This is a genomic window from Saccharothrix hoggarensis (assembly GCF_052936025.1).
In genome coordinates this window covers 120805-146177 of record NZ_CP193624.1, presented here as the reverse complement: position 1 = coordinate 146177, position 25373 = coordinate 120805, and the positions used below count along the sequence as shown (strand labels likewise).

Annotated in this window: 26 protein-coding genes; 11 read left to right on the top strand and 15 right to left on the bottom strand. The window is 72.7% G+C overall.

Features of this window, described 5'->3' with window-relative positions; genetic code table 11:
- Positions 1–2 precede the first annotated feature (2 nt).
- Positions 3–242, bottom strand: a complete 240-nt coding sequence (locus ACRAKH_RS00750) for an acyl carrier protein (protein ID WP_380722920.1) — start codon at positions 240–242, stop codon at positions 3–5.
- 66 nt (positions 243–308) lie between these two features.
- Positions 309–1055, bottom strand: coding sequence for a UDP-N-acetylglucosamine acyltransferase (locus tag ACRAKH_RS00745; protein ID WP_447009559.1), 747 nt, complete (start codon positions 1053–1055; stop codon positions 309–311).
- Positions 1056–1203: 148 nt separating this feature from the next.
- Between ACRAKH_RS00745 and ACRAKH_RS00740 the strand changes: the two genes are divergently transcribed.
- The 3 genes from ACRAKH_RS00740 to ACRAKH_RS00730 are packed head-to-tail and all read left to right on the top strand — an operon-like array spanning position 1204 to position 4515.
- The gene (locus ACRAKH_RS00740) at positions 1204–2301 is read left to right on the top strand and encodes a DegT/DnrJ/EryC1/StrS family aminotransferase (RefSeq protein WP_380722919.1); all 1098 of its coding nucleotides are present in this window, start codon (positions 1204–1206) and stop codon (positions 2299–2301) included.
- A complete protein-coding gene (locus ACRAKH_RS00735; RefSeq protein WP_380722917.1) occupies positions 2298–3302 on the top strand; it encodes a Gfo/Idh/MocA family protein in 1005 nt (334 codons plus the stop codon). Before ACRAKH_RS00740 ends, ACRAKH_RS00735 begins: the two co-directional genes overlap by 4 nt.
- 13 nt (positions 3303–3315) lie before the next feature.
- A complete protein-coding gene (locus ACRAKH_RS00730) occupies positions 3316–4515 on the top strand; it encodes a glycosyltransferase family 4 protein (RefSeq protein WP_380722915.1) in 1200 nt (399 codons plus the stop codon).
- Between the two features lie 83 nt (positions 4516–4598).
- Here ACRAKH_RS00730 and ACRAKH_RS00725 read toward each other — a convergent pair whose 3' ends face one another.
- Complete coding sequence (locus ACRAKH_RS00725; protein WP_380722913.1) at positions 4599–5972, bottom strand: hypothetical protein; 1374 nt, start codon at positions 5970–5972, stop codon at positions 4599–4601.
- A gap of 427 nt (positions 5973–6399) precedes the next feature.
- Between ACRAKH_RS00725 and ACRAKH_RS00720 the strand changes: the two genes are divergently transcribed.
- A complete protein-coding gene (locus tag ACRAKH_RS00720) occupies positions 6400–7122 on the top strand; it encodes a UDP-N-acetylglucosamine acyltransferase (protein ID WP_380722912.1) in 723 nt (240 codons plus the stop codon).
- A 42-nt stretch (positions 7123–7164) separates the two neighbouring features.
- On the opposite strand, the gene ACRAKH_RS00715 is transcribed toward ACRAKH_RS00720, so the two are convergent.
- Entirely contained in the window at positions 7165–7989 is an 825-nt protein-coding gene (locus ACRAKH_RS00715; RefSeq protein ID WP_380722911.1) for an HAD family hydrolase, read from the bottom strand.
- 52 nt (positions 7990–8041) lie between these two features.
- Between ACRAKH_RS00715 and lhgO the strand changes: the two genes are divergently transcribed.
- Positions 8042–9229 (top strand): L-2-hydroxyglutarate oxidase, encoded by a 1188-nt coding sequence (lhgO, locus tag ACRAKH_RS00710; protein ID WP_380722909.1) that lies wholly within the window; start codon positions 8042–8044, stop codon positions 9227–9229.
- A 4-nt stretch (positions 9230–9233) separates the two neighbouring features.
- On the opposite strand, the gene serS is transcribed toward lhgO, so the two are convergent.
- A complete protein-coding gene (gene serS / locus ACRAKH_RS00705; protein WP_380722907.1) occupies positions 9234–10484 on the bottom strand; it encodes a serine--tRNA ligase in 1251 nt (416 codons plus the stop codon).
- A gap of 112 nt (positions 10485–10596) precedes the next feature.
- Between serS and ACRAKH_RS00700 the strand changes: the two genes are divergently transcribed.
- The gene (locus ACRAKH_RS00700) at positions 10597–11187 is read left to right on the top strand and encodes a DUF6891 domain-containing protein (RefSeq protein ID WP_447009558.1); all 591 of its coding nucleotides are present in this window, start codon (positions 10597–10599) and stop codon (positions 11185–11187) included.
- Between the two features lie 58 nt (positions 11188–11245).
- Here ACRAKH_RS00700 and ACRAKH_RS00695 read toward each other — a convergent pair whose 3' ends face one another.
- From ACRAKH_RS00695 to ACRAKH_RS00685, 3 genes are all read right to left on the bottom strand, one after another.
- Positions 11246–11698, bottom strand: coding sequence for a DUF350 domain-containing protein (locus ACRAKH_RS00695; protein WP_380727952.1), 453 nt, complete (start codon positions 11696–11698; stop codon positions 11246–11248).
- Between the two features lie 172 nt (positions 11699–11870).
- Entirely contained in the window at positions 11871–13034 is a 1164-nt protein-coding gene (locus tag ACRAKH_RS00690) for a glutathionylspermidine synthase family protein (RefSeq protein ID WP_380727950.1), read from the bottom strand.
- Entirely contained in the window at positions 13035–13712 is a 678-nt protein-coding gene (locus ACRAKH_RS00685) for a hypothetical protein (protein ID WP_380727948.1), read from the bottom strand.
- A 159-nt stretch (positions 13713–13871) separates the two neighbouring features.
- Between ACRAKH_RS00685 and ACRAKH_RS00680 the strand changes: the two genes are divergently transcribed.
- Together ACRAKH_RS00680 and ACRAKH_RS00675 are read left to right on the top strand one after the other, a co-directional pair.
- Entirely contained in the window at positions 13872–14891 is a 1020-nt protein-coding gene (locus ACRAKH_RS00680) for a septum formation family protein (protein WP_380727946.1), read from the top strand.
- A 4-nt stretch (positions 14892–14895) separates the two neighbouring features.
- Entirely contained in the window at positions 14896–15246 is a 351-nt protein-coding gene (locus ACRAKH_RS00675) for a metallopeptidase family protein (protein ID WP_380727944.1), read from the top strand.
- A gap of 104 nt (positions 15247–15350) precedes the next feature.
- On the opposite strand, the gene ACRAKH_RS00670 is transcribed toward ACRAKH_RS00675, so the two are convergent.
- Positions 15351–15965, bottom strand: coding sequence for a histidine phosphatase family protein (locus ACRAKH_RS00670; RefSeq protein ID WP_380727942.1), 615 nt, complete (start codon positions 15963–15965; stop codon positions 15351–15353).
- Entirely contained in the window at positions 15962–16855 is an 894-nt protein-coding gene (pheA, locus tag ACRAKH_RS00665) for a prephenate dehydratase (RefSeq protein ID WP_380727940.1), read from the bottom strand. The genes ACRAKH_RS00670 and pheA overlap by 4 nt, the downstream gene beginning before the upstream one ends.
- A gap of 114 nt (positions 16856–16969) precedes the next feature.
- Here pheA and ACRAKH_RS00660 point away from each other — a divergent pair, with 114 nt between their 5' ends.
- On the top strand, positions 16970–17569 hold the full coding sequence (locus ACRAKH_RS00660) for a macro domain-containing protein (protein WP_380727938.1): 600 nt from the start codon (positions 16970–16972) through the stop codon (positions 17567–17569).
- 50 nt (positions 17570–17619) lie between these two features.
- Here the strand turns inward: ACRAKH_RS00660 and ACRAKH_RS00655 are convergent, their stop codons facing one another.
- Positions 17620–18102 (bottom strand): GNAT family N-acetyltransferase, encoded by a 483-nt coding sequence (locus ACRAKH_RS00655; protein WP_380727936.1) that lies wholly within the window; start codon positions 18100–18102, stop codon positions 17620–17622.
- 60 nt (positions 18103–18162) lie between these two features.
- On the opposite strand from ACRAKH_RS00655, the gene ACRAKH_RS00650 reads away from it, so the two are divergent.
- Positions 18163–18792 (top strand): response regulator, encoded by a 630-nt coding sequence (locus tag ACRAKH_RS00650; protein WP_380727934.1) that lies wholly within the window; start codon positions 18163–18165, stop codon positions 18790–18792.
- A gap of 7 nt (positions 18793–18799) precedes the next feature.
- Here the strand turns inward: ACRAKH_RS00650 and ACRAKH_RS00645 are convergent, their stop codons facing one another.
- A complete protein-coding gene (locus ACRAKH_RS00645) occupies positions 18800–19438 on the bottom strand; it encodes a TetR/AcrR family transcriptional regulator (RefSeq protein ID WP_380727932.1) in 639 nt (212 codons plus the stop codon).
- Between the two features lie 169 nt (positions 19439–19607).
- On the opposite strand from ACRAKH_RS00645, the gene ACRAKH_RS00640 reads away from it, so the two are divergent.
- Entirely contained in the window at positions 19608–19889 is a 282-nt protein-coding gene (locus ACRAKH_RS00640) for a hypothetical protein (RefSeq protein WP_380727930.1), read from the top strand.
- A 211-nt stretch (positions 19890–20100) separates the two neighbouring features.
- On the opposite strand, the gene ACRAKH_RS00635 is transcribed toward ACRAKH_RS00640, so the two are convergent.
- The 3 genes from ACRAKH_RS00635 to cydB are packed head-to-tail and all read right to left on the bottom strand — an operon-like array spanning position 20101 to position 25366.
- Entirely contained in the window at positions 20101–21222 is a 1122-nt protein-coding gene (locus ACRAKH_RS00635; protein ID WP_380727928.1) for a GAF domain-containing sensor histidine kinase, read from the bottom strand.
- Positions 21219–24323, bottom strand: coding sequence for a thiol reductant ABC exporter subunit CydD (cydD, locus tag ACRAKH_RS00630; RefSeq protein WP_447009557.1), 3105 nt, complete (start codon positions 24321–24323; stop codon positions 21219–21221). Before cydD ends, ACRAKH_RS00635 begins: the two co-directional genes overlap by 4 nt.
- Positions 24320–25366 (bottom strand): cytochrome d ubiquinol oxidase subunit II, encoded by a 1047-nt coding sequence (gene cydB, locus ACRAKH_RS00625; protein WP_380728588.1) that lies wholly within the window; start codon positions 25364–25366, stop codon positions 24320–24322. Before cydB ends, cydD begins: the two co-directional genes overlap by 4 nt.
- Positions 25367–25373: the final 7 nt, after the last annotated feature.

Here is a 25373-nt window from a genome sequence, read left to right as displayed (position 1 = left end):
GCTCAGTCCTCGACGCCCATGCCGCGCAGCATGTCCGCGGCCACCTTGAAGCTGCTCATGTCGATGACCTGGTCGGTGTCGAACTGCACGTCGAACTCGTCCTCGATGGCCGCGACCAGCGCCATGTGGCCGACCGAGTCCCACTGGTCGATCTCACGGTACTTCAGGTTCTCGACGTCCACGTCGCCGTCGAGGCCGAGCGCCTCGACGAAGGTGTCCCGGAGTCTGTCGTTGAGCGCCATGGAGTTCTCTCCCGATCTGGTCGTTGTCGTCCTGCGGTCGGCCGTGCGGCCTGGGTCCGTACCGGTTCAGTGCTCGGCGTTCGCGCGGGCCGACCAGGCCCGGAGCAGTCGGCCGACCTCGTCGGGCAGGCCGTCGCCCGCCGGCAGCTCGCCCTTGCCCTTCAGGAACGGCGACAGCGCCTCCACCAGGTCGTCGTCGCAGCCGCGCCGGTTGAGGCCGATCGTGTTGAGGCCGGTGACGCGCGCGGGGTTGCCCACCGCGATGGTGAACGCGCCCACCTCCTTGCGCACGGCCGAGCCCATGCCGACCATCGCGCCCGGCCCGATCGCCGTGCGCTGGTGCACGACGGTGCCGATGCCGATGTTGGCGAACGACCAGACGCGGCAGTGGCCGGCGAGCTGCACGGCGGAGCTGATGACCGCGCCGTCGTCCACGACCACGTCGTGGCCCAGGTGCGCGCGGCCCATCAGGTAGTTGCCGGAACCCAGCGCCGTGGCCTCGTGCACGCCCTGGTTGACCGTGACGAACTCGCGGATGCGGTTGTTGTCGCCGATCACCACGCCGGGGCCGTCGGACTGCTCGCCGTCCCAGCCGGCCAGGTGGGGGCTGCCGAGGTACTCCGGCGGCCCGCCGATGCTCACGTGCGGCCCGATGTAGTTCCCGTCGCCGATCCGGCAGGGACCGGCGATGACGGTGTACGGGCCGATGATGTTGTCGTCACCGAGGACGACGCCGTCGGCGACGATCGCCGTCGGGTGGATTCTGTTCGCCACTACCTCGCCCTTGGTGCCCTTGCCGTCGGTGTCTTCCACGCGTCCCCCGCGCGTCTCGCGGACCCTAGGCACACCTACGTCGGGAGGTGGTGTCCCCTGCAGGTAACGTGTGGTCCGCGTCGGGCCGGGGACGAACAGTCACTCTACCGGACGTATCCCATCGCCTCCGAAAGCGAAAGTCTGCTGCATGATTCCCATCACCGTCGTAGACGTCCGTGACGCCGAAGCGCTGGTACTCGAGGTGCTCCGGTCCGGCGTCATCGCTCAGGGCCCGATGGTCAAGCGGTTCGAGGACGCCTTCGCCGCCGTGGCTGGCGTGCCGCACGCGGTCGCTGTGAACAACGGCACGACCGCCCTCGTCGCGTCCATCCAGGCGCTCGACCTCCAGCCGGGTGACGAGGTCATCACCTCGCCGTTCACCTTCGTCGCGACGTTGAACGCGATCCTGGAGGCGGGGGCGACGGCACGCTTCGCGGACATCCGCGCCGACGACTTCTGCATCGACCCCGACGCGGTGTCCGCGCAGGTCACGCCGAAGACGAAGGTGCTCATGCCGGTCCACCTGTACGGCCAGACGGCCGACATGGGCCGCCTCGTGCCGCTGGCGGAGGAGCACGGGCTGACGATCGTCGAGGACGCGGCGCAGGCGGTGGGCGCGACGTTCGAGGGCAAGGCGGCCGGCAGCTTCGGCATCGGCTGCTTCTCGCTCTACGCGACGAAGAACATCACGACGGCCGAGGGCGGTGTGATCACCACCTCGGACGACGCCCTCGCGGACAAGCTGCGGGTCATGCGCAACCAGGGCATGCGGGCGCGCTACCAGTACGAGATGGCCGGCCACAACTACCGGCTGACGGACCTGCACGCCGCGCTGGGCATCCCGCAGCTGGAGAAGCTGCCGCAGCTCACGGAGGCGCGCCAGCGCAACGCGGAGGCGCTGTCCAAGGGGCTCGACGGCCTGACCGGCCTGACCGTCCCGACGGTGCTCCCCGGCCGTTCGCACGTGTGGCACCAGTACACCGTGCTGGTCGGCGACGACGCCCCGGTGACCCGGGACGAGCTGTCCGCCAAGCTCACCGAGAAGGGCGTCGGCAACGGGATCTACTACCCGAAGCTGGTGTTCGACTACGACTGCTACCGGGACAACCCGCAGGTCATCGCCTCGGACGTGCCGGTGGCCAAGAAGGTCGCCGAGCAGGCGCTGTCGCTGCCGGTGCACCCGAAGCTGACCGAGGCCGAGCTGGACACCGTCGTCGCGGCGGTGCGGGAGGTGTTCGGCGCATGAGCGCACGTCCCAAGGTGGCGCTGATCGGCGCGGGCAGCATGGGTTCGCTGCACGCCCGGGTGCTGTCCCAGTCCGACCGGGTCGACTTCGCCGTGCTCGTGGAGCAGCGCGAGGAGGTCGGCAAGGAGATCGCCGACCGCTACGGCGCCGCCTACGCGCCGTCGATCGACGGCCTGGCCGGCATCGACGCCGTGGTGATCGCCGCCGCGACCGAGGCGCACTACGACATCGCCAAGCAGGTCCTGGAGCTGGGCAAGCCGCTGCTGGTGGAGAAGCCGCTGGCGGCCACCTACGCGCAGTCCGAGGAGCTGGTGACCGAGTCGGAGCGCCGCGGCCTGCCGCTGGTCTGCGGCTTCCTGGAGCGGTTCAACCCGGCGATCATGACCGCGATGCAGTTCGTGGGCGAGGTCGTGCAGATCAACGCCATGCGGCACTCGCCGTTCGTGCCGCGGATCAAGACCGGTGTCGCGTCCGACCTGCTGATCCACGACGTGGACCTCGCCATCCGGTTCATCGGCGAGGAGCCGGCCGCGGTGAAGGGCTCGTTCGGGTACTTCAACCCGCAGTCCAAGGCCAACCAGTCCGAGGACTCGGCCGACGCGACCATGTCGTTCCCGGGCGGCGCGCTCGCCACCATCTCCGCCAGCCGGATCAGCCAGCGCAAGGTGCGGCAGATCTCCGTGCTGGAGCTGGACCGCCTGATCGAGATCGACCTGCTCCGCCGCGACATCACCATCTACCGGCACGTGGCGGACTCGCCCGCGGCCGACGGCGTGGGCTACAAGCAGCAGACCGTCATCGAGCTGCCGACCATCCTGCAGAGCGCCGAACCGCTCGCCGCCCAGCTCAACCACTTCCTCAACCTGATGGAACTCGGCGCGGGCTCCGACGAGGTGCGCAAGGAGCGCGCGGCGATCCTGCCGGCGCACCGCGTGGTGCACGAGGCCACCGTGTCGACGGGGAACGGGCACGTGGCGGCGGTTCCGGCGGGTGCGAGCTAAGAGGGGAATCCGCGTGCGCATCGCGATCGTCAACAACTTCTTCCCGCCCCGAATGGGCGGTAGTGCCTACGTGTCCGACACGCTGGCCAGGCACTACGCCGCGGCGGGTCACGAGGTGCTGGTCATCACCGCCGCGTACGGGGGCGCGCTGCCGGTGGAAGAGCGCGACGGTCTCCGCATCGTGCGGCTGCCGTCGTGGACCCTGCCGGAGACGCGGATCTCGTTCAACTTCGACATCACGTTCGCGTTGAAGTGGGGCAACCGCAAGCGGGTGTTCAAGCTGCTGGACGACTTCAAGCCCGACGTCATCCACCAGCACGGACAGTTCTTCGACCTCACCTGGCAGAGCGGCCTGTGGGCGCGCAAGAACAAGGTGCCGTCGCTGCTGACCCTGCACACGCGGCTGCAGAGCCCGGTGAAGCTGGTGCACGGCGTGTTCCGGGTGCTCGACGCGCTCGTCGTGCGGCCGATCACGGCGTACAACAAGCCGACCAAGGTCGTCGCGATCGACACCGTGTTCGACGAGTACATCAAGAAGCGCTACAAGATCCCGGACAGCCGGATCGAGAAGCTGGCCGTCGGCGTCGAGCTCGACCGCTTCACGAACCTGTCCCGTTCGATCGAGCGGGACCGGGTGCGCGCGAAGTACGGCATCGGCGACGGTCCGCTGATCGCGTCGCTGGGCCACGTGATCCCGGTGCGCGACCGGCTGAACCTCATCGAGGCGCTGCCGATGATCCTGGAGAAGCACCCGGACACCAAGGTCATGGTCGTGGGCGGCATGTACTTCACCGCCTTCCTCGACCGGGCCAAGGAGCTGGGCGTCGACCACGCGCTCATCTGCACCGGCACGCTGCCCAAGCCCGAGATCCCCGGCATCCTCGCCGCCTCGGACCTGGAGATCCACGACCTGCAGGGCTTCGGCATCGGCATCGCGTCGCTGGAGGCCATGGCCGCCGGCACGCCGACCGTCATCGCCGAGCGGGGCGACTACTTCCCCAGCGCGACGATCACCAACGGCATCGAGTCGCTGCTGGTGAAGCCCGGTGACCACCAGGGCCTCGCGGCCGCGGTGCACAAGCTGCTCGACGACCCGGCGCTGGCCGAGAAGGTCGGCCAGGCGGGCAAGCAGTGGGTGTTCGACAACTTCGACATGCCCAAGATCTGCGAAGCGAACCTGGACATCCTCAAGTCCATCGCGGGCAAGGCCTGACGACGGGCGACGACGTGGTCGGCGACGGGGTCACCCGCCGCCGACCACGTCGGCCGTTCCGCTCCACTTGAACTTCGGGCCGGTCAGACGATCGGGCTGGTCAGCAGGCCCAGCGCGGTGTCGAGCACGATCCGCTCGGCGCTGCCCGCCGCGGCCGGCGTGACGCCCACCGGCGACGCCTTCAGCGGCGTCGGCCACGAGTACGCCATCGTCGCGGCGAACTCACCCGCGATCGCCGGGTCGCCGCTCCACCCCGCCTCGTACCCGCCGGCCCACCACGCCTGGTCGTCGGGCACGTAGCCCTCGACCTCGTTCGCGTACCCCATCACCCACAGCGGTCCGCCGAACGCGGCGCGCAGCCGCACGTCGAACGCCGACAGCACCTCGTGCCCCAGGGCGATGACGTTCAGCCCGCCGAACCGCCAGCACTGGATGGGCATCGGCATCGACGTGGGCAGCAGGTTGGCGTTGATCAGGCCGAGCATCTGGTCGGCGTGCCTGCGGCGGACGTCGGAGGTCGGCAGGCCGGCCGCCCGCGCCTGGTACTTGGCCCGCAGCTCGTCCACCACGGCTTGCTGCGTGGTGTCGACCGACAGCGGCAGCTGCACCTCGACGTACGACGTGCGCACCGGTCCGGTGACGGCGGCCAGGTTCCCGGCGACGATCCGGTCGACGACCGCGCGGCCGAGCCGGGAGCCCAGGGTCGTCACCTGCTCCGGGACGTGCGGGTGGTGCGGCTCCTGGTCGCCCGCCGCGCCCTGGAAGAACAGGGCCGGCACGCCGAGCGCCTGCTCGATGTGCTCGGCGGCGGCTCCGGGGTAGTCGCTGTCGAACACCTGGTCGTTGCCGCGGGCCACGGGGTGGCACGCCGCGCCGAAGAGCACCGCGAAGTTGCCCCGCTGGGTGCCGGCCCGGCGCAGGACCACCACCTCGACCTCGTCCAGCACGGTGGGCAGGCCGGCCCGGTTGAACCCCAGGTCGGCCGTGGTCCGGCCGTATCTCGCCGTCACGGGCGTGCGCGGCATGGCCACCGTGTCGCGCACGAGCTGCACCAGCGCTTCCATGACCAGCCACGTCGTCTGGTTGACCGCGTGCACGTCGGCGTCGGTGAGGTTCATGATGATCTTCGGGTCGGGCCGGGTGTCGCCGAGGCACGCGCCGGAGTGCGTGTGGCTGGACGAGAGCAGGAAGTCGGACTCGAAGTCCACCAGGCCCTCGCGGACGACGGTGTCGCGGATGAAGTGGTGCACGTCGCGCGGGATGCTGACCACGTCGGCGCGCAGCAGCACGTTCGGCACGCCGTCGTCCCACAGCACCAGGCAGTGCGCCCGGAGCCGCCGGGCGATCAGGCCGTTGTTGGGGCGCGGCCCCCACCCGTAGCCACCCATCCACAGGCTCGGGTACGGCGGGTGGACCGGGGTGATGTCGACGGTCCTCACGGCGGCTTCGAATGCCATGGCGTCCCCCTTCGCGACCGCGGCGGTCGTGCTCTCGCAAGTGAGGAGCGGCGAGCCGCCCCTCGAATACCTTTCGTTACACCATCGAAACGGAAAGTGATCATCACTGGTGTGACGCGGTGTGTCGAATCGAATTCTCCCCGTCACCTGACCGGATCGGTTACCCCGTTGGTCGCATCGCCGATGGGCCGTGGGGACGATCGACGGGCTCTGCGATAATCGCCGCTTGCAATGTCGCCTCGACCCGAGCACCGACGCCCTCCCCGGGCACACGCGGTCCCGGGTCCGAGGGCGTCCTCTCGACGCGCGACACCGTCATGGCGCGAGAACCGTCACCGGGTTCAGCCCCGGTCCGCACCGCCGCGCGGATCAGCCGCACCACCACCCGGGCCGGCCATGACCCCCACATCCGGCGGAACGGAGTCCAGTGGTCAACCACATTCACCCCACAGCGATCATCGGTGACGGTGTCACGCTCGGCGACGACGTCACCATCGGTCCGGGCGCGGTCGTGCTCGGCCCGGCCGTCGTGCAGGACGGTTGCTGGATCGGCCCCGGCTGCGTGATCGGCACGCCGCCGGAGATCACCGACGCCACGCACAACCGGGCGTGGGAGGGCGACCTCGCCCACCACGGCGTCCACCTCGGCGAGGGCGTGACGGTGCGCGAGCTGACCACCATCCAGCAGGGCAGCCGCCGTCCCACGTCGATCGGGGCCGGGTCGTGGGTGCTCAGCCGGGTGTACATCGCCCACGACTGCGAGATCGGGCCGCACGCCACGCTGTCGGCCGGGGTGTCCCTCGGCGGGCACACCCGGATCGGCGACGGCGTCAACGTGGGCATGAACGCCGTCGTGCACCAGTGGCGCGTGGTGGGGCCGGGCGCCATGGTCGGCATGGGCTCCGTCGTGTCGAGGGACGTGCCGCCGTTCGCCAAGGCGTTCGGCAGCCCGGCCCGGCTGCACGGCGTCAACGCGGTGGGGATGAGCCGGGCCGGCTACTCGGAGACCTCGGCGCAGGCCCTGGAAACGGCCTACGAGCGGTCGTGCGCCCCCGTCGCGGTGCCGGACGAGCTGCGGTCCGCGTTCGACTGGTGGGCGGACTCGCGGCCGGAGCGGCCGATGGTCGCCGCCGTCAGCGCCTGCTCCTGAACCCGCGCCGGTCCGAGCCCGACCCACCGGAGCCGGGACCGGTCAGAACCAGCGCTCCAGCACCAGCGCGACACCGTCCTCGGAGTTGGCCGCGGTGACCTCGTCCGCCGCGGCCAACGCCTTGGGGTGGGCGTTCGCCATGGCGACGCCGTGCCCGGCCCAGCTCAGCATCGGCACGTCGTTGGGCATGTCGCCGAAGGCCAGCACGCCGGTGGCCGGCACGCCGTGCAGCTCGCTCACGGCGGCCAGGCCGGTCGCCTTCGTCACGCCGGGCGCGGCGAACTCCAGCAGGCCCTCGTTGGTCGAGTACGTCATCGCGACCTGGCCGTCGACCAGCGGGCCGACCGCGGCCGCCATGTCCTCCGACGTCATCTTCGCGTGCCTGACCAGCAGTTTCACCGCCGGCAGGCCGAGCACCTGGGCCCGCTGGTGGCCCGGCAGCGGCTGGCCGCCGTCCGGCCAGGGGTGGTTGTAGGACTCGTCGGCGATGAAGTCGCTGTTGCGGGAAGCGCCGTCGCGGGCCGTCTCGCCGACGCGTTCCGACGCCAGCGCGCAGCCCGGCAGCGCCCGGTCGAGGATGCCGGCCAGGTCGGTGAGCTGCACCGGGGTGAGCAGCTCCGCCGAGACGACGCGGTCGGCGCCGATGTCGTAGATCACCGCGCCGTTCGAGCACACGGCGTAGCCGGACACGCCGCAGGCGTCGGCCACGTCCGGCACCCAGCGGGGCGGGCGGCCCGTGGCCAGCACGAACGGGACGTCGGCGGCGAGCACGCGGCCGACCGTGGCCGCCGTGCGCGGGCTGACCCGGCCGAGCGGGGTGAGCAGGGTGCCGTCGACGTCGGATGCCACAAGGGAAGGTCTCTGCACGCCTCCCATGGTGCCTGGTCGAACGCCGGGCTCCCGCACTAGCGTCTGCCGGGTGCGACGAGCAGTGGTGATCGGTGGCGGCATCGTGGGTCTGGCGACGGCGCGGGAGCTGGCCCGGCGCGGCCACGACGTGGTGGTGCTGGAGAAGGAACGGCAGTGGGCGGCCCACCAGACGGGGCACAACAGCAACGTCGTGCACGCGGGCCTGTACTACAAGCCGGGCTCGCTGAAGGCGCGCATGTCGGTGGCCGGCAACGCCTCGATCGTCGCCTACGCGCGCGAGCACGGCGTGCCGGTGGAGGTGTGCGGCAAGCTCGTCGTCGCGACCTCGCCCGACGAGGTGCCGAGGCTGGACGCGCTGGCCGCGCGCGCCGAGGCGAACGGGGTGCCGGCGCGGCGGATCGGCGTCGACGAGGCCCGCGAGCACGAGCCCGAGGTGGCGGCGGTGGCCGCGTTGCGGGTGGAGAGCACCGGGATCATCGACTTCCCGGCCGTGTGCGCGGCGCTCGTGCGCGAGCTGGACGGCCACGACCTGCGCCTGGCCACGCCCGCGCTGGCGATCCGGCGCGCGCTCAGCGGCGGCGGCGTCGAGGTGGCCACGCCGGGCGGTGTGGTGCGGGCGGACGCGCTGGTGAACTGCGCGGGCCTGCACAGCGACCGGGTGGCGCGGCTCGCGGGCGTGACGCCGTCGGCGACGATCGTGCCGTTCCGGGGCGAGTACTACGAGCTGCGGCCCGACCGGCGGCGGCTGGTGCGCGGGCTGATCTACCCGGTGCCGGACCCGGCCCTGCCGTTCCTGGGCGTCCACCTGACCCGGATGCTCGACGGCAGCGTGCACGCGGGCCCGAACGCGGTGCTGGCGCTGCGCCGCGAGGGCTACCGGTGGCGTGACGTCTCGGTGGCCGACGTGCTGGACGTGGCCCGGTTCCCCGGCACGTGGCGGCTGGCGCGCCGGTTTGCCCGCACCGGCGCGGCGGAGGTGCTGCGGTCGCTGTCCCGCAAGCGGTTCGCGGCGAGCCTGGCCCGGCTGGTGCCCGCGGTGCGGGAGGACGACCTGGTGCCCGCCACCGCGGGCGTGCGGGCGCAGGCGATGCGCGCGGACGGCTCGCTCGTGGACGACTTCCTGATCGACACCGCGCCGCGGCAGGTGCACGTGCTCAACGCGCCCTCACCCGCCGCGACGTCGGCGCTGGAGATCGGCCGGCACGTGGCGGGCGAGGTCGAGCGCAGCTGGTCCTGACCGGTCAGATCGGCTTCAGCACGTCGAGGCCGAGGAACGGCCGCAGCGCCTCCGGGACGACGACCGAGCCGTCGGCCTGCTGGTGGTTCTCCAGGATGGCCACGATCCAGCGGGTGGTGGCCAGGGTGCCGTTGAGCGTGGCGGCGATCTGCGGCTTGCCGTTCTCGTCGCGGTAGCGCACGTTCAGCCGGCGCGCCTGGAACGTGGTGCAGTTCGACGTGGACGTCAGCTCGCGGTACGCCTGCTGGGTGGGGAGCCACGCCTCGCAGTCGAACTTGCGCGCGGCCGACGTGCCGAGGTCGCCGGCGGCCGTGTCGATGACCCGGTACGGGACCTCGATCTTGGCCAGCATCTCCTCTTCCCAGGCCAGGAGCCTGGCGTGCTCGGCCTCGGCGTCCTCCGGCTTGACGTAGGAGAACATCTCGACCTTGTTGAACTGGTGCACCCGGATGATGCCGCGGGTGTCCTTGCCGTACGAGCCCGCCTCGCGGCGGTAGCACGACGACCAGCCCGCGTAGCGCTTCGGGCCGTCCAGGATCTCGTCCGCGTGGTAGCCCGCGAGGGGCACCTCCGACGTGCCGACGAGGTACAGGTCGTCCTGTTCGAGCCGGTAGATCTCGCTCGCGTGCGCGCCGAGGAAGCCGGTGCCGGCCATGATCTCCGGGCGGACCAGCGTCGGCGTGATCATCAGCGTGAAGCCGGCCGCGGTGGCCTGGGCGACGGCCATGTTCAGCAGCGCCAGCTCCAGCCGCGCGCCGACGCCGGTGAGGAAGTAGAACCGCGAGCCCGACACCTTCGCGCCGCGCTCCATGTCGATCGCGCCGAGCCTGGTGCCCAGGTCGAGGTGGTCGAGCGGGGTGAAGTCGAACTCGCGCTTCTCGCCGACGTGCTTGAGCACGACGTAGTCGTCCTCGCCGCCCTCCGGCGCGTCCGGGTGGACCACGTTCGGGACGGCGCGGTGCAGCTCGGTCAGCTCGGCCTCGGCGGCGGACTGCTCGGCCTCGGCGGCCTTGACCTCGGCGGCCAGCTCCTTGCCCTTGGCCAGCAGCGCGTCCCGCTCCTCGCCGCGGGCCTTGCCGACCTGCTTGCCGAACGTCTTCTGCTCGCCGCGCAGCGCGTCGGCGCGGGCGATGGCGGCCCGGCGGCGCTCGTCGGCGGACAGCAGCGCGTCGACCACGGTCTCGTCCTCGCCGCGGGCGCGTTGCGACGCGCGGACGGCTTCCGGGTTCTCGCGCAGTGCCTTGAGGTCAATCACACGGGGAAGGGTAGTACCCGGCCCGGACCACCGTGAAAGCCATTGCCGGACGGCTCCCGCGCGCCGGCCGCCGTGATCACGGGATGTCGGACCCCTCGGGCAGGATGCGCTCGTGGTGGAACAGGTGGACGACGTCCCGGAAGAAGTCGCCGAAGAGGTCGAGGAGCACGCGCGGGGGCTCGTGCACGGCGGGTTCTCGACCTTCGACGAGGTGCTGGAGGACGTGCTGGAGTGCTTCGAGGACGAGGGGGCCGTGACGCCGGGGCACGTGCGCGCGGTCGTGGAGCGGCTGTGGCGGGAGCGGGCCGCCGAGCAGGAGGGGTGGCCGGCGACGACCGACGTGGACCGGCTGCTCGCGGTGTTCGAGGCGCTGGACGCGGACGGGATCGTCGCCCGGCCGGACTTCACGTGCTGCCAGACGTGCGGCGTCGCGGAGATCGGTGACGAGGCGGGCGAGGCGGCCCGCGGGTACGTCTTCTTCCACCGGCAGGACACCGAGTCGGCCGCGGCGGGCGGCGGGTTGTTCCTGGCCTACGGCCCGCTCGCCGACTCGCCCGACCACGCGGCCGCGGCCGCGGCGGTGGGCCGCGAGGTCGTCGCGGCGCTCACCGCGGGCGGGCTGCCGGTCGTGTGGGACGGGTCGCCTGGCGCGCGCATCCAGGTGTCGCCGCTGACGTGGCGGCAGCGGCTCCCCGTCGGCTGAACGCGCGGAGGGGGTGTGCCCGGCTCGGGCGCACCCCCTCCGACACGGCTGGGACCGGCTACGAGATGGCCACGGCCACCACGAGGCCGAGCGCGACGTGCGCGGCCGCGACCACGGCGCTGGCCGGCGCGAACCGGTCGGACTCGATGAGCGAGCCGATGTCGAGCCGGGTCACCCACTCCAGCAGCCGGACCGCGAGCACCTGGACGATGATGCCGACGAAGCCGAAGATCAGGGCCGACAGCAGGCCCTCGTCCAGCTTGCCCGCCGCGCTCCAGATCGCCACGACGACGATCAGCGCCATGCTCACGAGGCCGGCCGAGGTCACGATGACCGCGTTCGGGGCGCCGCCGCGGACGAGGGCGCTGAGCTTGCCGGGCGTGGTCCAGTCGATGGCGTAGAAGCCGAAGACCATCAGCACCAGGCCGACGATCGCGTAGAGCGCGATCGCGCCGACGCCGCCGGCGATGTCGGCGCCGAAGCCGGGGTCCAACGCGAGTTGGGTGATCACTGACCCTCCATGGTGTGCAGGTTGATCGATTGTGCCGCCGGTGAAGGAGCCGGTGACGACGGGAGCGGGGCGTTCATCCGGTCGAGTGCGTGCGGTCGAGCCGGGGTGGTCGTCGCGGGGGTGGTGCTTCCGGGGGTGGTCGTTCCGGGGACGGGCGCGGTGGCGGTGGGGGTCATTCGACGATCCTGTGCGGCACGAACGCCGCGCCGTCGTCGGTGACCAGGCCGACCGTCTCCCGGATGCCCAGGCCCGCGGACGCGTCGCCGACGACCCACGCGCCGAGCGCCGGCCGGTAGCCGTCGAACTCGGGCAGCGGGTCGAACAGCTGGTAGACGAAGCCTTCCTTGCCGTAGATGCCGCCGGTCTGGGTCTCGTAGCCGGGCGCGACGATCTGGATGTTCGCGCCTTCACGGCCCAGCCGCGGCTTGCGCACGTACTCCGTGAGGAGGCCGGGGTCGTCCAGGAACGCGGGCAGGAGGTTCGGGTGGCCGGGGTACATCTCCCACATCACGGCCAGCAGCGCCTTGTTGGACAGCAGCATCTTCCACAGCGGCTCGACCCACAGGGTGCCGGGCAGGCTCTCCACGGCGTACCGGCCGAACTGCTCGTCCACCACCCACTCCCACGGGTAGAGCTTCACCACCGTGCCCATCGGCGCGTCCTCGAGGTCGACGAACCGCTTGAGCAGCGGGTCCCAGCCGATCTCCTCGATGGCCAGGCCGACGGTGTTCATGCCCGCCTCGGCCGCCGTCTCCTGCAGGTACGCGACGGTGACGTGGTCCTCGCCGGACGGGTCGGCGCCCGACCAGGTGAAGTGCAGCTCGTTCGACGGCAGCCGGTCGCCGATCTCGGCCCAGCGCTCCACCAGCTTCTCGTGGATGGAGTTCCACTGGTCGTCCTCGGGGAACACGTCGGTCTTCCAGTTCCACTGGACGACCGACGCCTCCAGCAGCGACGTCGGCGTGTCGGCGTTGTACTCCAGCAGCTTGGCCGGGCCGCTGCCGTCGTACCGCAGGTCGAACCGCCCGTACACGTGCGGGTCGCGGCGCTTCCACGACTCGGCGATCGCGGGCCACAGCCACTCGTTGATGCCGAAGTCGCGGTAGCGCTCGGTGAGCACGACGTTGTCGACGGCTTCGAGGCAGAGGTTGTGCAGCAGCTCGACGTCCGCCTCCAGCGAGAGCACCTCGCTCATGTCGAAGACGTAGTGGGCCGACTCGTCCCAGTACGGGCGCGGGCTGCCGTCGGCGGCCTTGGCCGGCGCGCCGAACACGAGGCCCTGGTCGGAGACGGTGCGCTGCCAGTTCGGCCGGGGCGCGGAGGACTCCCGACGCACTCAGCTGCCCCCGCTCTTGCTGCCGCCGGACACGCCGAACCCGCCGCGCTGGACGACGGAGCCGGACTTCGTGGTGACGTTCGCGCCCTTCGGCAAGGTGTAGCTGCCGCCACTGATCTTCTGGCCGACCGGGGTGGCCGGGGCGCCGTAGTTGTAGCGGTACGAGCTGCCACCGATGTAGATGAACCCGCCGCTGACGTACCCGCCGTGGGTCCGCGCGTAGCTCTCGTCGCAGTACTGGTCCTCGACCACCACGTCGTCGCGGACGCACTGCGCCACCACGTCGTCGGGGCTGGACGCGGCGTACCAGATGGCCACCACGCCGGCCACGCCGACGGCCACGCCGCCGCCGATGAGCAGGCGCTTGCGCACCTTCTTGCGCCGTGCCTCCTCGGCCTCGACGGCCAGCTGCTGCTCGCGCTGCTGCTCGATCGCCTGCGCGCGGGCGCGCTGCTCGGCCAGGGTCGCGGGCCGGGGTTGGGTCCGGCCGGGCTCCTGGTGGCGGATCTGACCGCGCCCGCCCGACGGTGGGCCCTGAGGCGGTCCTTGAGGTGTCGGCGGCAGGTACGGCGGCGTCGCGCCACCACCCTGCGGCCCCGGTGCACCCGGTCCGTTCGGTCCGCTCGGGCCACCCTGCCCGGGCGTCGCGGCGTTACCGGTGTTCTCGTTCTCAGTCATCAGCCACTCCCGGCGGGCACGGTACAGAGATCGGCCGCCGAATGGGTGACGAGTGTCCCAAAAGCAACACAGTCCCCCCGCCCTGAGGTCTCGTCGGCCGACACAGGCATCATGGTGTAGATGGCCGCGACCGCGCGTTGGTTTCGTCGAGGTGACCAGATGGTCCTGCTCGGCGCGTTCGCTGGCGCGTTCGCACTGCTCGGCCTCAGCGCCTTCACGTCGTGGCCGGTGGGCTCCGGCGGGACCGCCGGCGGCACGGTCAGCACCACCTCGAACCCCGTTCTCGCAGCTGAGGCCGGTGAGTGCCTGAACTGGACGCGTCCGGACCTGACGGACATCGCCGTGGTCGACTGCGCGCAGCAGCACCTGTTCGAGGTCACCGGAGTGGCGGACATCTCCGCCGCCCACGGCCCGCAGGCGCCCTTCCCGGACGACGCGCAGTGGCAGCAGATCAGCCAGGAGCAGTGCGTCCAGATGTCGCTCACCTACCTGGCCGGCAAGTTCGACCCGTTCGGCAAGTACACGGTGGGCCCGCTCAACCCCGGTGAGCGGATGTGGGGCCAGGGCGAGCGGACGCTGCGCTGCGGCCTCCAGGTGGCCGGTCCGGCGGGCGGCCTGCTGCCCGCGTACGGCAGCGCGCGCACGCAGGACCAGTCCGACGTGTACGACCCCGGCGTGTGCCTCGGCATCACCGAGAGCCGGTCGGTGGGCGACCCGGTGGAGTGCGCGAAGCCGCACGCGTACGAGATCGTCGGCGTGGTGGCGCTGCGGCCGGGCGACTACCTGCCGCCGGGCGAGCAGGACCGCCTGCTCGGCGTCGAGTGCGGCCGGATCGCGGCCGAGTACAGCGGCGGCGCCGACCTGAAGGCCCGCGGCTTCATCGTCACCTGGGACACCAGGGCGCCGGAGAGCTGGGCCGCGGGTTCGCGGCTGGTGAACTGCAAGGTCGGCGCGGTGCCGGCCAACAACGTCCTGACCGCGTGGGAGGGCAGCGTGCGCAACCCGAACGCACCGCCGCTGACCACGTCGAACCCGCCGCAGACGACGACCGTCCAGCAGGACGAGCCGACCGGCGCGCCGCTGCACTCGGAGTCCAACACGAGCTCGTCGGCGCCGCCCTCGTCCGGTTCCGACGCGCCGGAGACGACGACCACGACCCCGACTTCGCGATCGAGGTGACGCCGTGCCGGTGGAGATGACCCGTCAGCGGTTCGAGGAACTGGTCGGCGAGGCGCTGGACCTCATCCCACCGGAGTTCGCGACGGCGATGGACAACGTGGTCGTCCTGGTCGAGGACCGCAACCCGGAGGAGCCGAGCCTGCTCGGGCTCTACCAGGGCATCGCCCTGACCAGCCGGACCACCGAGTACGGCGGCGTGCTGCCGGACCGGATCTCGATCTACCGCGAGGCGATCCTCGACATCTGCCACGACGAGGACGACGTGGTGGAGGAGATCGTGGTGACCGTGGTGCACGAGATCGCCCACCACTTCGGCATCGACGACGACAAGCTGCACGAACTGGGCTGGGGCTAGGCCCGGTCCACCGCGCCCCGCCCGTCCGTCGTCACCCTCGCCCGCCTGGCGTCACGCCCCGCCCGTCCCGGCCGCCGCGACCCGCGCCCCGTTCCGTCCCGTCGTCAGGCGCCGCGCACGTCCACGCCGGTCCACGACGTGCAGCGCCAGCCGTCGCCGACGCGTTCCAGCACCACCCGGCCGGTGTTCGGCAGCAGGCCCGCCTCGGCCAGCTCCGGCCCCACGTCGGCCGCCAGGGCCAGCGCCGCCATCCGCAGCGACGCGCCGTGGCTGACCAGCACCACCGTCTCGCCGTCCCGGTGCCGGGCGCTGATCTTGTCCACCGCGGCCAGGTAGCGGTCGAGCACCTGGCGCCCGCTCTCGCCACCGGGCAGCGGCACGTCGAGGTCGCCCTCCGCCCACCGCTTCACGGTCTCGACGAAGATCCCGTACGCCTCGCGGTCGTGCCGCCCCTCGAGGTCGCCGCAGTAGATCTCCTGCACCCCGTCGACGACCTCCACGTCGAGCCCCTGCGCCGCCGCCACGGGCGCGGCCGTCTGCTGCGCCCGCACCGCCGTGCTGGCGTACACGGCCGCCAGGGGCTCGCGGGACAGGTCCTCGGCGAGCGCGGCGGCCTGCGCCACGCCCGCGTCGGTCAGCGGCGGACCTGGCGGCAGGGAGTCCAGCGCCATCTTCACGTTCGACGCCGTCTCGCCGTGTCTGACCAGGATCAACCTCACGCGCCGTGCCCCCTCCGGATCGAGTCCACCCATTCGGCCGCCGCCACGAACTCCTCGCTGCCCACGACCGGGCCGCCCGGTTCCGCCTTCGGGTACGAGCCGAGGAACCGGGTCTGCGGGCAGTGCCGGTGCAGCGCGGCGAGCGCGTCGCCCACGCGCGGCTCGGCCACGTGACCGTCGAGGTCGATGTAGAACCGGTACTCGCCGAGCTTGCCCTTGGTGGGGCGCGACTCGATGCGGGTCAGGTTGATGCGGCGCAGCGCGAGCTCGCTCAGCAGGTCCGACAGCACGCCGACCCGGTCCGGCACGGTGCACACGACGGACGTGCGGTCGTGGCCGGTGGGCTCCGGCAGCGGGCCGGGCCTGCGGACCAGCAGGAACCGGGTCTTCGCGTCCCGCACGTCGGCCACGTCGGTGGCCAGCACCTCCAGCGGGTAGTGCCGCACGGCCACCGGCGCGCTCACCGCCGCGTCGAACTCGCCGTTCAGCACGGCCCGCGCGGCGGCGGCCGTGGACGTCGTGGCGACCACCTCGGCGGTCGGCAGGTGCTCGGCCAGCCAGTGCCGGACCTGCGCCAGCGCGTGCGGGTGGCTGGCGACCGTGCGCACCGGCTCGCCGCCGGGCCGCACCAGCACGCTGAACCGCACCGGCAGCACCGCCTCGGCGACCGCGACCAGCGGCGCGCCCTCGGTCAACGCGTCCATCGTGGCGGGCACCGCGCCCTCGACGGAGTTCTCCACCGGCACGCACGCCGCCTCGGTCTCCCCGCGCCGGGTCGCCGCGAGCGCGGCGGGCACCGTGTCGAACGGCACCAGTTCCTGTTGCGGAGAGGCGAAGCCGCGTGCGGCCTGCTCGGTGAACGTTCCCTGCGGTCCGAAGTAGGCGAGCACGGCCGCAACGATACGAGGACCGGGCCGGACCGGTGTCGTTGAGGCGAGGATCACCTGCGGGGCGGGTGCCTTCCCCCGTTCCGCCGCAACGGGTTCTCCTGGAATGCTGGGGCCGTGTCCGCCGATTCGGAGGGTGAGATCAACGCTCCGGTAGCAGTTCCCCGTCTCGTGTTGTGCGCCGTCGACGAACCGCTGGCCCGTGCGTGGCTCGCGGTGGCCGAGGGCCGGACCGGCGTCGAGGTGCACCGCGGCTCGGTGCTCGACATCGTCGCCGAGGCCGTGGTGAGCCCCGCCAACTCGTCCGGCTGGATGCGCGGCGGCATCGACGCCGTCTACGCGCGGGCGTTCCCGATGGTCGAGGGGAACGTGCGCAGCGCCGTGCTGGGGCTGCACGGCGGCGAGCTGCCGGTGGGCGAGGCGCTGGTCGTGCCGACCGGCGAGCCGGAGCCCGAGTGGCTGATCAGCGCGCCGACCATGCGGCAGCCCGGCGAGCTGCTGCCCGAGGACACCGTCCACCCGTACCTGGCCGCGCGGGCCGTGCTGCGGCTGTGGCTGGGCGGCCGGCTGGACGACGGCCGCCCGTTGCGCGACGTCGTCCGCACGATCGCCATGCCCGGCCTGGGCACGGGGGTCGGCGGGGTCGCCCCCGCCACCTGCGCCCGGCAGGTGGCGGCGGCCTGGGACGAGGTGTTCAGCCCGCTCCCCAGCCGGTAGCCCCGGGTTGTGCACAACCTGTGGACAGCCTGGCTGGGGCCTGTGGACAACTAGCGCGGCGCGACCCAACGCTCCAGGTCCAGCTCGTCGGTGATGGGGATGCCGTAGTCCCCGACGCCGGGGATCTCCGGCTTGAGCCGACGGGCCTCGCGCACCGCGTCGGGGCGCAGCGCGGCGAGCCGGAAGCCGCGCCGCTGGTAGAAGCGCAGGGCGTCGAGGTTGTCGTTGGTGGTGGTGAGCCGGATGCGGGAGCACCCGAGTTGCCGGGCGCGCCGCACCACGGCGTCGACCAGCGAGGTGCCGACGCCCCGGCCTCGGCGCAGGGCGTCGATCGTGACGATCTCCAGGTGGGCGTCGGCGGTGGCGTAGGTGAGCAGGCCGACGACCTGGTCCTGGTGCTCCACCAGGAACCCGGGCAGGCTCGCCGGGAAGAACACCTGGCCGTGGGCCACGGCGGTGTGCGCTCCCCACAGCTCCAGCACCAGCCTGCCGACGACGATCCGGTCGGCTTCCTCGATCGCGCGTAGCAGCATTCCTGCACTGTCTTGGCGGCCGGGCGCGGTGGGTACCGGCATTCGACCTATGGTTGGTTCGTGCCGGTGCGAGTGTTGCTCGTAGACGACCACGAGGTGGTGCGCAGAGGGCTGCGCGAACTGCTGGAGGACGAGGACGACATCTCGGTGGTCGCCGAGGCGGGCGGTGTGGGCGAGGCGCTGGCGAGGGCCGGCGCCGCACGCCCCGACGTGGCGGTCGTGGACGTGCGGCTGCCGGACGGCGGCGGGGTCGAGCTGTGCCGGCGGCTGCGGGCCCTGCCGGACGGCCCGAGGTGCCTGGTGCTGACCGCGTTCGACGACGAGGAGGCGCTGGTCGGCGCGATCATGGCGGGCGCGTCCGGCTACCTGCTGAAGCAGGTGCGCGGGCAGGACCTCGTGACGGCCGTGCGCGAGGTGGCGGCCGGTCGGTCGCTGCTGGACCCGCAGACGACGGCGCGCGTGCTGGACCGGATGCGGCGGCCGGCGGAGGTCGACGTGCTGGACGCGTTGACCGAGCAGGAGCGCCGGGTGCTCGACCTGATCGGCGAGGGGTTGACCAACCGGCAGATCGCCGAGCGGCTGTTCCTCGCCGAGAAGACCGTGAAGAACTACGTCACGGCGGTGCTGGCGAAGCTCGGCATGGAGCGCCGCACGCAGGCGGCGGCGTGGGTGGCCCGCCGGTCCCGCTGATTCGCGCCTACCGGTCCAAAGCCGGGATGAGTTGACTCAGCGCGATCCGCGCCGTGTCTTGGGGCGTCTCGTCGGGGCGCGAGAAGACGCGAAGCAGGATCGCGTTCGTGTGGTACGAGCTGGTGTCCGCCGCAGGTGGGTAGTCACGGAAGGCACGAGCCAACTGCCCGTACTCCAGGAGTTGGGTGAGCGGTGCGGTCAGCGGGACGATGATCCTTATGTCGCTCGGGTCCGGCACGGTCGGCCGGCCGACCTTCGCGGTCTGCTCGCCGACCGCGATGACCAGGGCTTCGGTCAGCCGCTGGTGTCGACGTGCGAGCTGCGCCAGCGCACTGACGTGGGCCCTCACCGCCTCGAACGGGTCAACTCGTGACCGGATCGCCGCATCGGCCGCCGAGAGCAGCGGATCGACGAGCGGTCGGTAAACCTCGCCCATCAGCTGCTGCTTACCCCCCGGGAAGTGGTTGTAGGCAGTCGGCGTGCTGACCCCGGCTGCGCGGGCGATGTCCTCCACGCGAGTAGCGAGCCAGCCCCGCGCCGCGAACACCTCGGCCGCCGCGGCCTGGATCGCGGCACGACTGCGGGCGCGCTTCGTCGCGGCACCGCGGAGCCGCGCATCGTCGGACCTACCGGCTGAAGGCGCCACAAGCCAAGTTTACATCCATACAAGTTCAGCCTTGACCCTATAGCGCCGAACGGCGTAACATCCTGTGTGATCTAGTTCACAGTTCAGTCGCGAGTCGCGATTGCAGACATCTCGCTCCGATTGATCGAGAGACGGGACACTGGTTATGAATTGGTGGATTGTTGGTGCTGTGGTTCTCTACTTCATCATCATGAGAATTGTCGGAAGACGGTACTTCGGTCGTCGTCACGGCGTACCCGCCGAGCCACACGAGCAAGGCATGGCGGCAGCGGGCGCGATCGGCCTGGCCTGGCCGGTGACCATCTGGTTGCCGCAGGTCAGGGACCCGGAACCGTGCGTCCACATCAAGCACATCAGGCAGCGCGAGCACACTCGTGACGAGATCATCGCCGCCGGCGTGATCCGACAGCGGGAAGTCGAAGAGCGCAACTGGCGCAGGCAAGGGCGATGAGTCCCATGAGGAATGAGAAATGCTCGCATTGCGGTACTTGGAAGATCGAATGTGACCACTGCGGCGGTCGCGGCCACTTCGCCCCGACCCCCTTCAACACTGCGGATTGCGACCATTGCGATGGCGAGGGGATCAAGTGCCCTCGGGCGCACCGGTCCACGAATTGCCATTGATCGACGGGGTTCCCGGGCGCGGGTTCACGGGCGCGGGTTCACGGGCGCAGCGGCACGTGCCAGGTGATCGTCGTGCCGGTGCGCGGCGACGACGTGATCTCGCACCCGCCGCCCGCGGCCAGCGCCCGCTCCTCCAGGTGCCGCAGGCCCCGCTTGGCGACGCCGCGCGGGATGCCGCAGCCGTCGTCCGCGACCTCCAGGTCCAGTCGGTCGGGCGTCCGGCGCAGCGCGACGACCACGTGCCGCGCGCCGGAGTGCCGGACCACGTTGGACAGCGCCTCCCGCAGCGCCGCCCGCGCGTGGTCGGCCAGCTCGGCGGGCACGTCGGCCACGTCGCCCTCGGTCCGCACCTCCGGCTCGAACCCGAGCAGCTCGCCGGCCGTCCGCGCCTCGGCCAGCACGGAACCGGCGAGGTCGGCGTGCGCGGGCTTGCCGGGGTCGGCGCTGCGCAGCTCCCGGACGGTCGCCCGGACCTCGGCCATCGTCTGGTCGAGCTGGTCGACGACGTCGGCGAGCCGCGCGGCCTCCCGCCCGTCGAGCTTGAGCCGCCGGTCGAGCAGCTCCAGCTGCACGCCGGTTGCGTAGAGCCGCTGGATGATCACGTCGTGCAGGTCGCGCGCGATCCGCTCCCGCTCCTGGTAGACGGCGATCCGCTGCCGCGCCGTGGAGCCCTCGGCCAGCACGACCGCCAGCCCGGCCTGCGCGGCGAACGCGGTCAGCACGTCCACGGTGTCCCGGCTGAACGGCTGCGCGCCCTTGCGCCGGTACACGGCCAGCGCCCCGATGCGCCGCTCCTTGGTGCCGAACGGCGCGACCGCGAACGGCCCGTAGCCGCGCAGCGCCTTGGGCACGAACGGCGCGGTGCGCGGGTCGGTGGTGAAGTCGTCGGCGACGACCGGCACCCCGGTCCGGGCCGCGCGCGCCGCCGACGAGCGGCTGGACAGCACCACGCCCACCGGGTCGTCGCCGCCGGAGGACGCCTCGACGGTCAGGGTGCCGTCGTCGGCGGTGATCATGGCCAGGCCGAGGTCGGCGCCGGCGAGGTCGACGGCGTTGCGCACCACGAGCGGCAGCACGGCGTCCGGGTCGTCGCCGGCGAGTGCGGCCGACGTGATCTCGGTCGACGCGGCGAGCACGCGGGCGGGGTCCACGGTGCTCAACGGTAGGCCCTGCGCCTGATCCGCCCCCCGGTGACGTCCAGCACCACGTCGGCGCGCTCGGCTTCGGCCGGCCGGTGGGTGATGTGGATGACGGTCTTGTCCCGCAGCACGTCGTCCAGCCGGTCGAGCAGCGCCCCCGCGGTGGGTTCGTCCAGGTGGGCGGTCGGTTCGTCGAGGAGGACGAGGTCGGCGTCGTAGAGCAGCGCCCGGGCCAGCGCGACGCGCTGCGCCTCCCCGCCGGACAGCAGGGTCGGCCCGACGACGGTGTCCAGGTCGAGCCGGACGCCCGCCACCTCCAACGCCCACCGCAACCGGGCGTCATCCGCACGGGGGTCACCCAGTCGAAGGTTCTCCCGGACGGTGGTCGACACCAGCATCGGCTCCTGCGGGCACCAGGCCACCTTCCCCGGACCCCACACCAGCCCCCGCTCGGGCTCCAGGAACCCCAGGAGCAGCGCGAACAGGCTGGACTTCCCCGCACCGGACGGCCCGACGACGGCGACCTTGGCCCGTGCCGGCAGGTCCACGGACACCCGGTAGAGGACCGGCTCCGCGCTGCCCGGCCACCGCGCCGTCACGGATTCCAGCCCGACCGCGCCGCCGACCCCCGCCCGCTCGACCCGCGCCAACGGGCCGACCTCGGCCGGCGCGGACGACTGCTCGACGATCCGCCCGTACGACTCGCGCAACGCGGCACGGTGCTGTGCCGCGGTGGGCAGCGCGCTCAGCACCTCCGCCAGCGCCAACGGCACCAGGCCGAGCACCGGCACCAGCAGGGGGTCGACGCCGGAAGCCAAGCCGAGGCCCAGGCACACCGCCGACGCCAGACCGGTCGTCAGGTGCACGATCCCGATGGCCGCGCCCGCGCCGAGCGCCTGCCGGCGGGCCAGCCGCGCCAGCTCGGCGTCACGGGCCGCCAGCTCGGCCCGCACCACCCGGTCCGCCCCGAACGCGATCAGGTCTGGCGCGGCCGTGAACAGGGTCAGCACCCGCTCCGACACCTCCCGCCGCCCCCGGGCGAGCACCGCCGTGGCCCGCCGCTCGGTCAGCACCGCGACCACCGGCGCGAGCGTGCCGCCGACGGCCAGCGCGACCGCGAGCGCCAACCCGGCGACCGGCTCCACGACCGTGAACAGGACCACCGCCGCCACCGACACGCCCGCGGCCACGAGCGGCGGCTGGAGCACGCGCGGCACGAGGTCGCGGACGGTGTCGACGTCGTCCACGAGCCTGCTCAGCTCGGCCCGACCGGGCCGCAGGCCCCGCCACAGCCGGACCCGCAGCGCCTCGGCGTGCCGGAACGCGGCGTCGTGCGACACCAGCCGCTCCAGGTACCGCAGCGCGCCCTTGGCCAGCGCGAACGTCCGCACGCCCACCACCAGCACCGACAGCGTCAGGATCGGCGGCTGGGTGGCGGCCTTCGCGATCAGGTAGGCCGCGAAGGCGGTCAGCGCCACCCCGCTCAACGACGCCGCCGCGCCCAGCGCCGCGCCGGCCAGCAAGCGGGCGGTGGGACGCGGCGTCCGCGGGGTGGCCGGCCGGTCGGCCGAGCGCGCCACCGCGCGGTCCGGCGCGACGTCCGGGCCGGCCTCGACCACCCGGTGGGTCGCCAGCACCACGGCCGCGCCGTCGTCGGCGGCACGGCGCACCGCGGCCATGACCTCGGCGGCCGTGCCGGGGTCGAGGTGCGCGGTGGGCTCGTCCAGCAGCAGCACCGTCGCCCCCGACCGGACTCGGGTCAGCGCCCGCGCCACGGCGACGCGCTGCCGCTCACCCGTCGACAGCTCGGCGATCGGCCGCGACACCAGGTGCCCGGCCGCGACCGACGCCAGCACGTCGTGGTCGACCCGGCCGGTGGTCAGCTCCAGCTCGTCGGCCACCGTGCGGCCGGCGAACGCGGGCCGCTGCGGCACCCACGCGATGGCCGACCGGTCCACGACCACCGAACCGCCGTCCGGCCGCACGAACCCCAGCAGCACGTCGAAGAGCGTCGACTTGCCTGCCCCGCTCGGCGCGTCGAGCCGGTGCACCTCGCCGGGCCGCACCCGGAAGCTCACCCCGTCCGGCGCGAACCTCCCCCGCCGCCGCACCCGCAGGTCGCGGACCTCCACCCCCTCCACCGGCGGCGACGCGGGGCCGGGCGCCTCGGGGACCGGGACCTCCGCCACCCGCCGCACCGCCTCGACGCCGTCCTCCGACGCGTGGTGCGCCGCGCCCGCCGCCCGCAGCGGCAGGTAGCACTCGGGCGCCAGGATCAGCACCACCAGGCCCGTGACCAGCGTCATCTCCCCCGACACCAGCCGCAGCCCGATCCCCACCGCGATCAGCGCCACCGACAGCGACGCCACGACCTCCAGCACCAGCGCCGACAGGAACGCCACCCGCAACGTCCCCATCGTCGCCCGCCGGTAGCGCTCGCCCACCTCCCGCACGGCCGACGCCTGCGCCGCCGCGCGGCCGAACGCGGTCAGCACCGGCAGCGCCCGCACCAGCTCCGCGAGCCGTCCCGACAGCCGCTCCAGCGCCGACGCCGCCGCGCCGACCCGCGCCGACGTGAACCGCCCGATCAGGATCGCGAACACCGGGATCAGCGGCAGCGTCACGGCGATCAGCACGGCCGAGGTCGGGTCGGTGAGCAAGATCCACCCGCCGACGGCCACCGGCACGACCGCCGTCGTCACAAGCGCGGGCAGGTACCGGGTGAAGTACGCGTCGAGCGCGTCCAGGCCCTTGGTGGCGAGCACCGCCAGCGACGCGGGCCCGCGCGCCACGATCCACGACGGTCCGAGCCCCAGCGCCCGGTCCAGCACCGCCGCCCGCAGCTCCTCCTTCGCGCCCGCCGCCGCCCGCGTGGCCACCGACTCCGTCGCCCACGCCAGCCCGGCCCGCACCACCACCGCGCCGGCGAGCGCCCACAACGACCCCCCGGTCACGAGCGCCGACGCCAGCGCCACGGCCTGCCACACCAAGGCGCACGCCGTCAGCGCGGCCAGCAACGCGCACCAGGCCAACGCCCGGCGCGCCGAGCGCGAGAGCGCGGGCAGCGCGCCGAGCGGGCCTTTCCCCGGCTTCGTGGCGGAAGGGGCTCCGGGGAAGTTCACCGGGTCTGCCCGGAAGGGCCGGACGCCGAAGGGCCGGACGCCGGAGGAACGGACACGGCGGGGATGTGCCGGGTGCCCACGCGCTTGCGGAACACCCAGTACGTCCACCCCTGGTAGACGAGCACCGCGGGCGTGCCGAACGCGGCCACCCACGTCATCACGGTGAGCGTGTACGGGCTCGACGCCGCGTTCGCCACCGTCAACGACCACGCCGGGTCCACGGTGGACGGCAGGACGTCCGGGTACAGCGCGCCGAACAGGGCCGCCACCGCCCCCGCGACGACCACCCCCATCAACGCGAACGCCTGCCCCTCGCGCCGCAGCACCAGCCGCCCGTAGGCGCCCAGGGCGGCCAGCGCCACCACGATCGACGCGCCCCACGTCCACGTCGACCCCGACCTCAGCTGCACGGTCAGCAGCAGCACCAGCAGCGGCAGCAACGCGAACGGCGCGACCTTCAACGCCAGCGCGCGGGCCCGGTCCCGCACCCCGCCCTCCGTCTTGAGGGACAGGAACACGGCGCCGTGCACGAACGCGTACCCCGCCACGGCCACCGCGCCGAGCAGCGTCTCCACCCGGATCGCCGCGAACGGCGAGCCGACGCGGTCGCCGAGGGCGTCGAGCGGCATGCCGAACACCGTCGCCGAGATCAGCAACCCGACGCTGAGCGCGGCGGTCCACGACCCGGCGACGATCACCGCGTCCCACACCCGCCGCCACCGCGCCGAGTCGACCTTCCCCCGGTACTCGAACGCCACCCCGCGCCCGATCAGCGCCAGCAGGAACAGCGTCAGCGGCAGGTACACCGAGCTGAGCAGCGCCGCGTACCAGGCGGGGAACGCGGCGAACGTCGCGCCGACGGCCACCAGCAGCCACACCTCGTTGCCGTCCCACACCGGCCCGATGGTGTTGATCAGCACCCGCCGCTCGGCCTCCGACCGCCCCAGCACCGGCAGCAGCATCCCGACGCCGAAGTCGAAGCCCTCCAGGAACAGGTAGCCCAGCCAGAGCAGGGCGATCACGCAGAACCAGAACGTCTCCACGGCTCCC

What these genes read in the sequence shown, in the direction of transcription:
- ACRAKH_RS00740 (WP_380722919.1), top strand. Translation starts at nt 1,204, where the DNA reads ATGATTCCCATCACCGTCGTAGACGTCCGTGACGCCGAAGCGCTGGTA.
- ACRAKH_RS00680 (WP_380727946.1), top strand. Translation starts at nt 13,872, where the DNA reads ATGGTCCTGCTCGGCGCGTTCGCTGGCGCGTTCGCACTGCTCGGCCTC.
- ACRAKH_RS00685 (WP_380727948.1), bottom strand. Translation starts at nt 13,712, where the DNA reads ATGACTGAGAACGAGAACACCGGTAACGCCGCGACGCCCGGGCAGGGT.
- ACRAKH_RS00725 (WP_380722913.1), bottom strand. Translation starts at nt 5,972, where the DNA reads ATGGCATTCGAAGCCGCCGTGAGGACCGTCGACATCACCCCGGTCCAC.
- ACRAKH_RS00735 (WP_380722917.1), top strand. Translation starts at nt 2,298, where the DNA reads ATGAGCGCACGTCCCAAGGTGGCGCTGATCGGCGCGGGCAGCATGGGT.
- ACRAKH_RS00655 (WP_380727936.1), bottom strand. Translation starts at nt 18,102, where the DNA reads ATGCTGCTACGCGCGATCGAGGAAGCCGACCGGATCGTCGTCGGCAGG.
- ACRAKH_RS00750 (WP_380722920.1), bottom strand. Translation starts at nt 242, where the DNA reads ATGGCGCTCAACGACAGACTCCGGGACACCTTCGTCGAGGCGCTCGGC.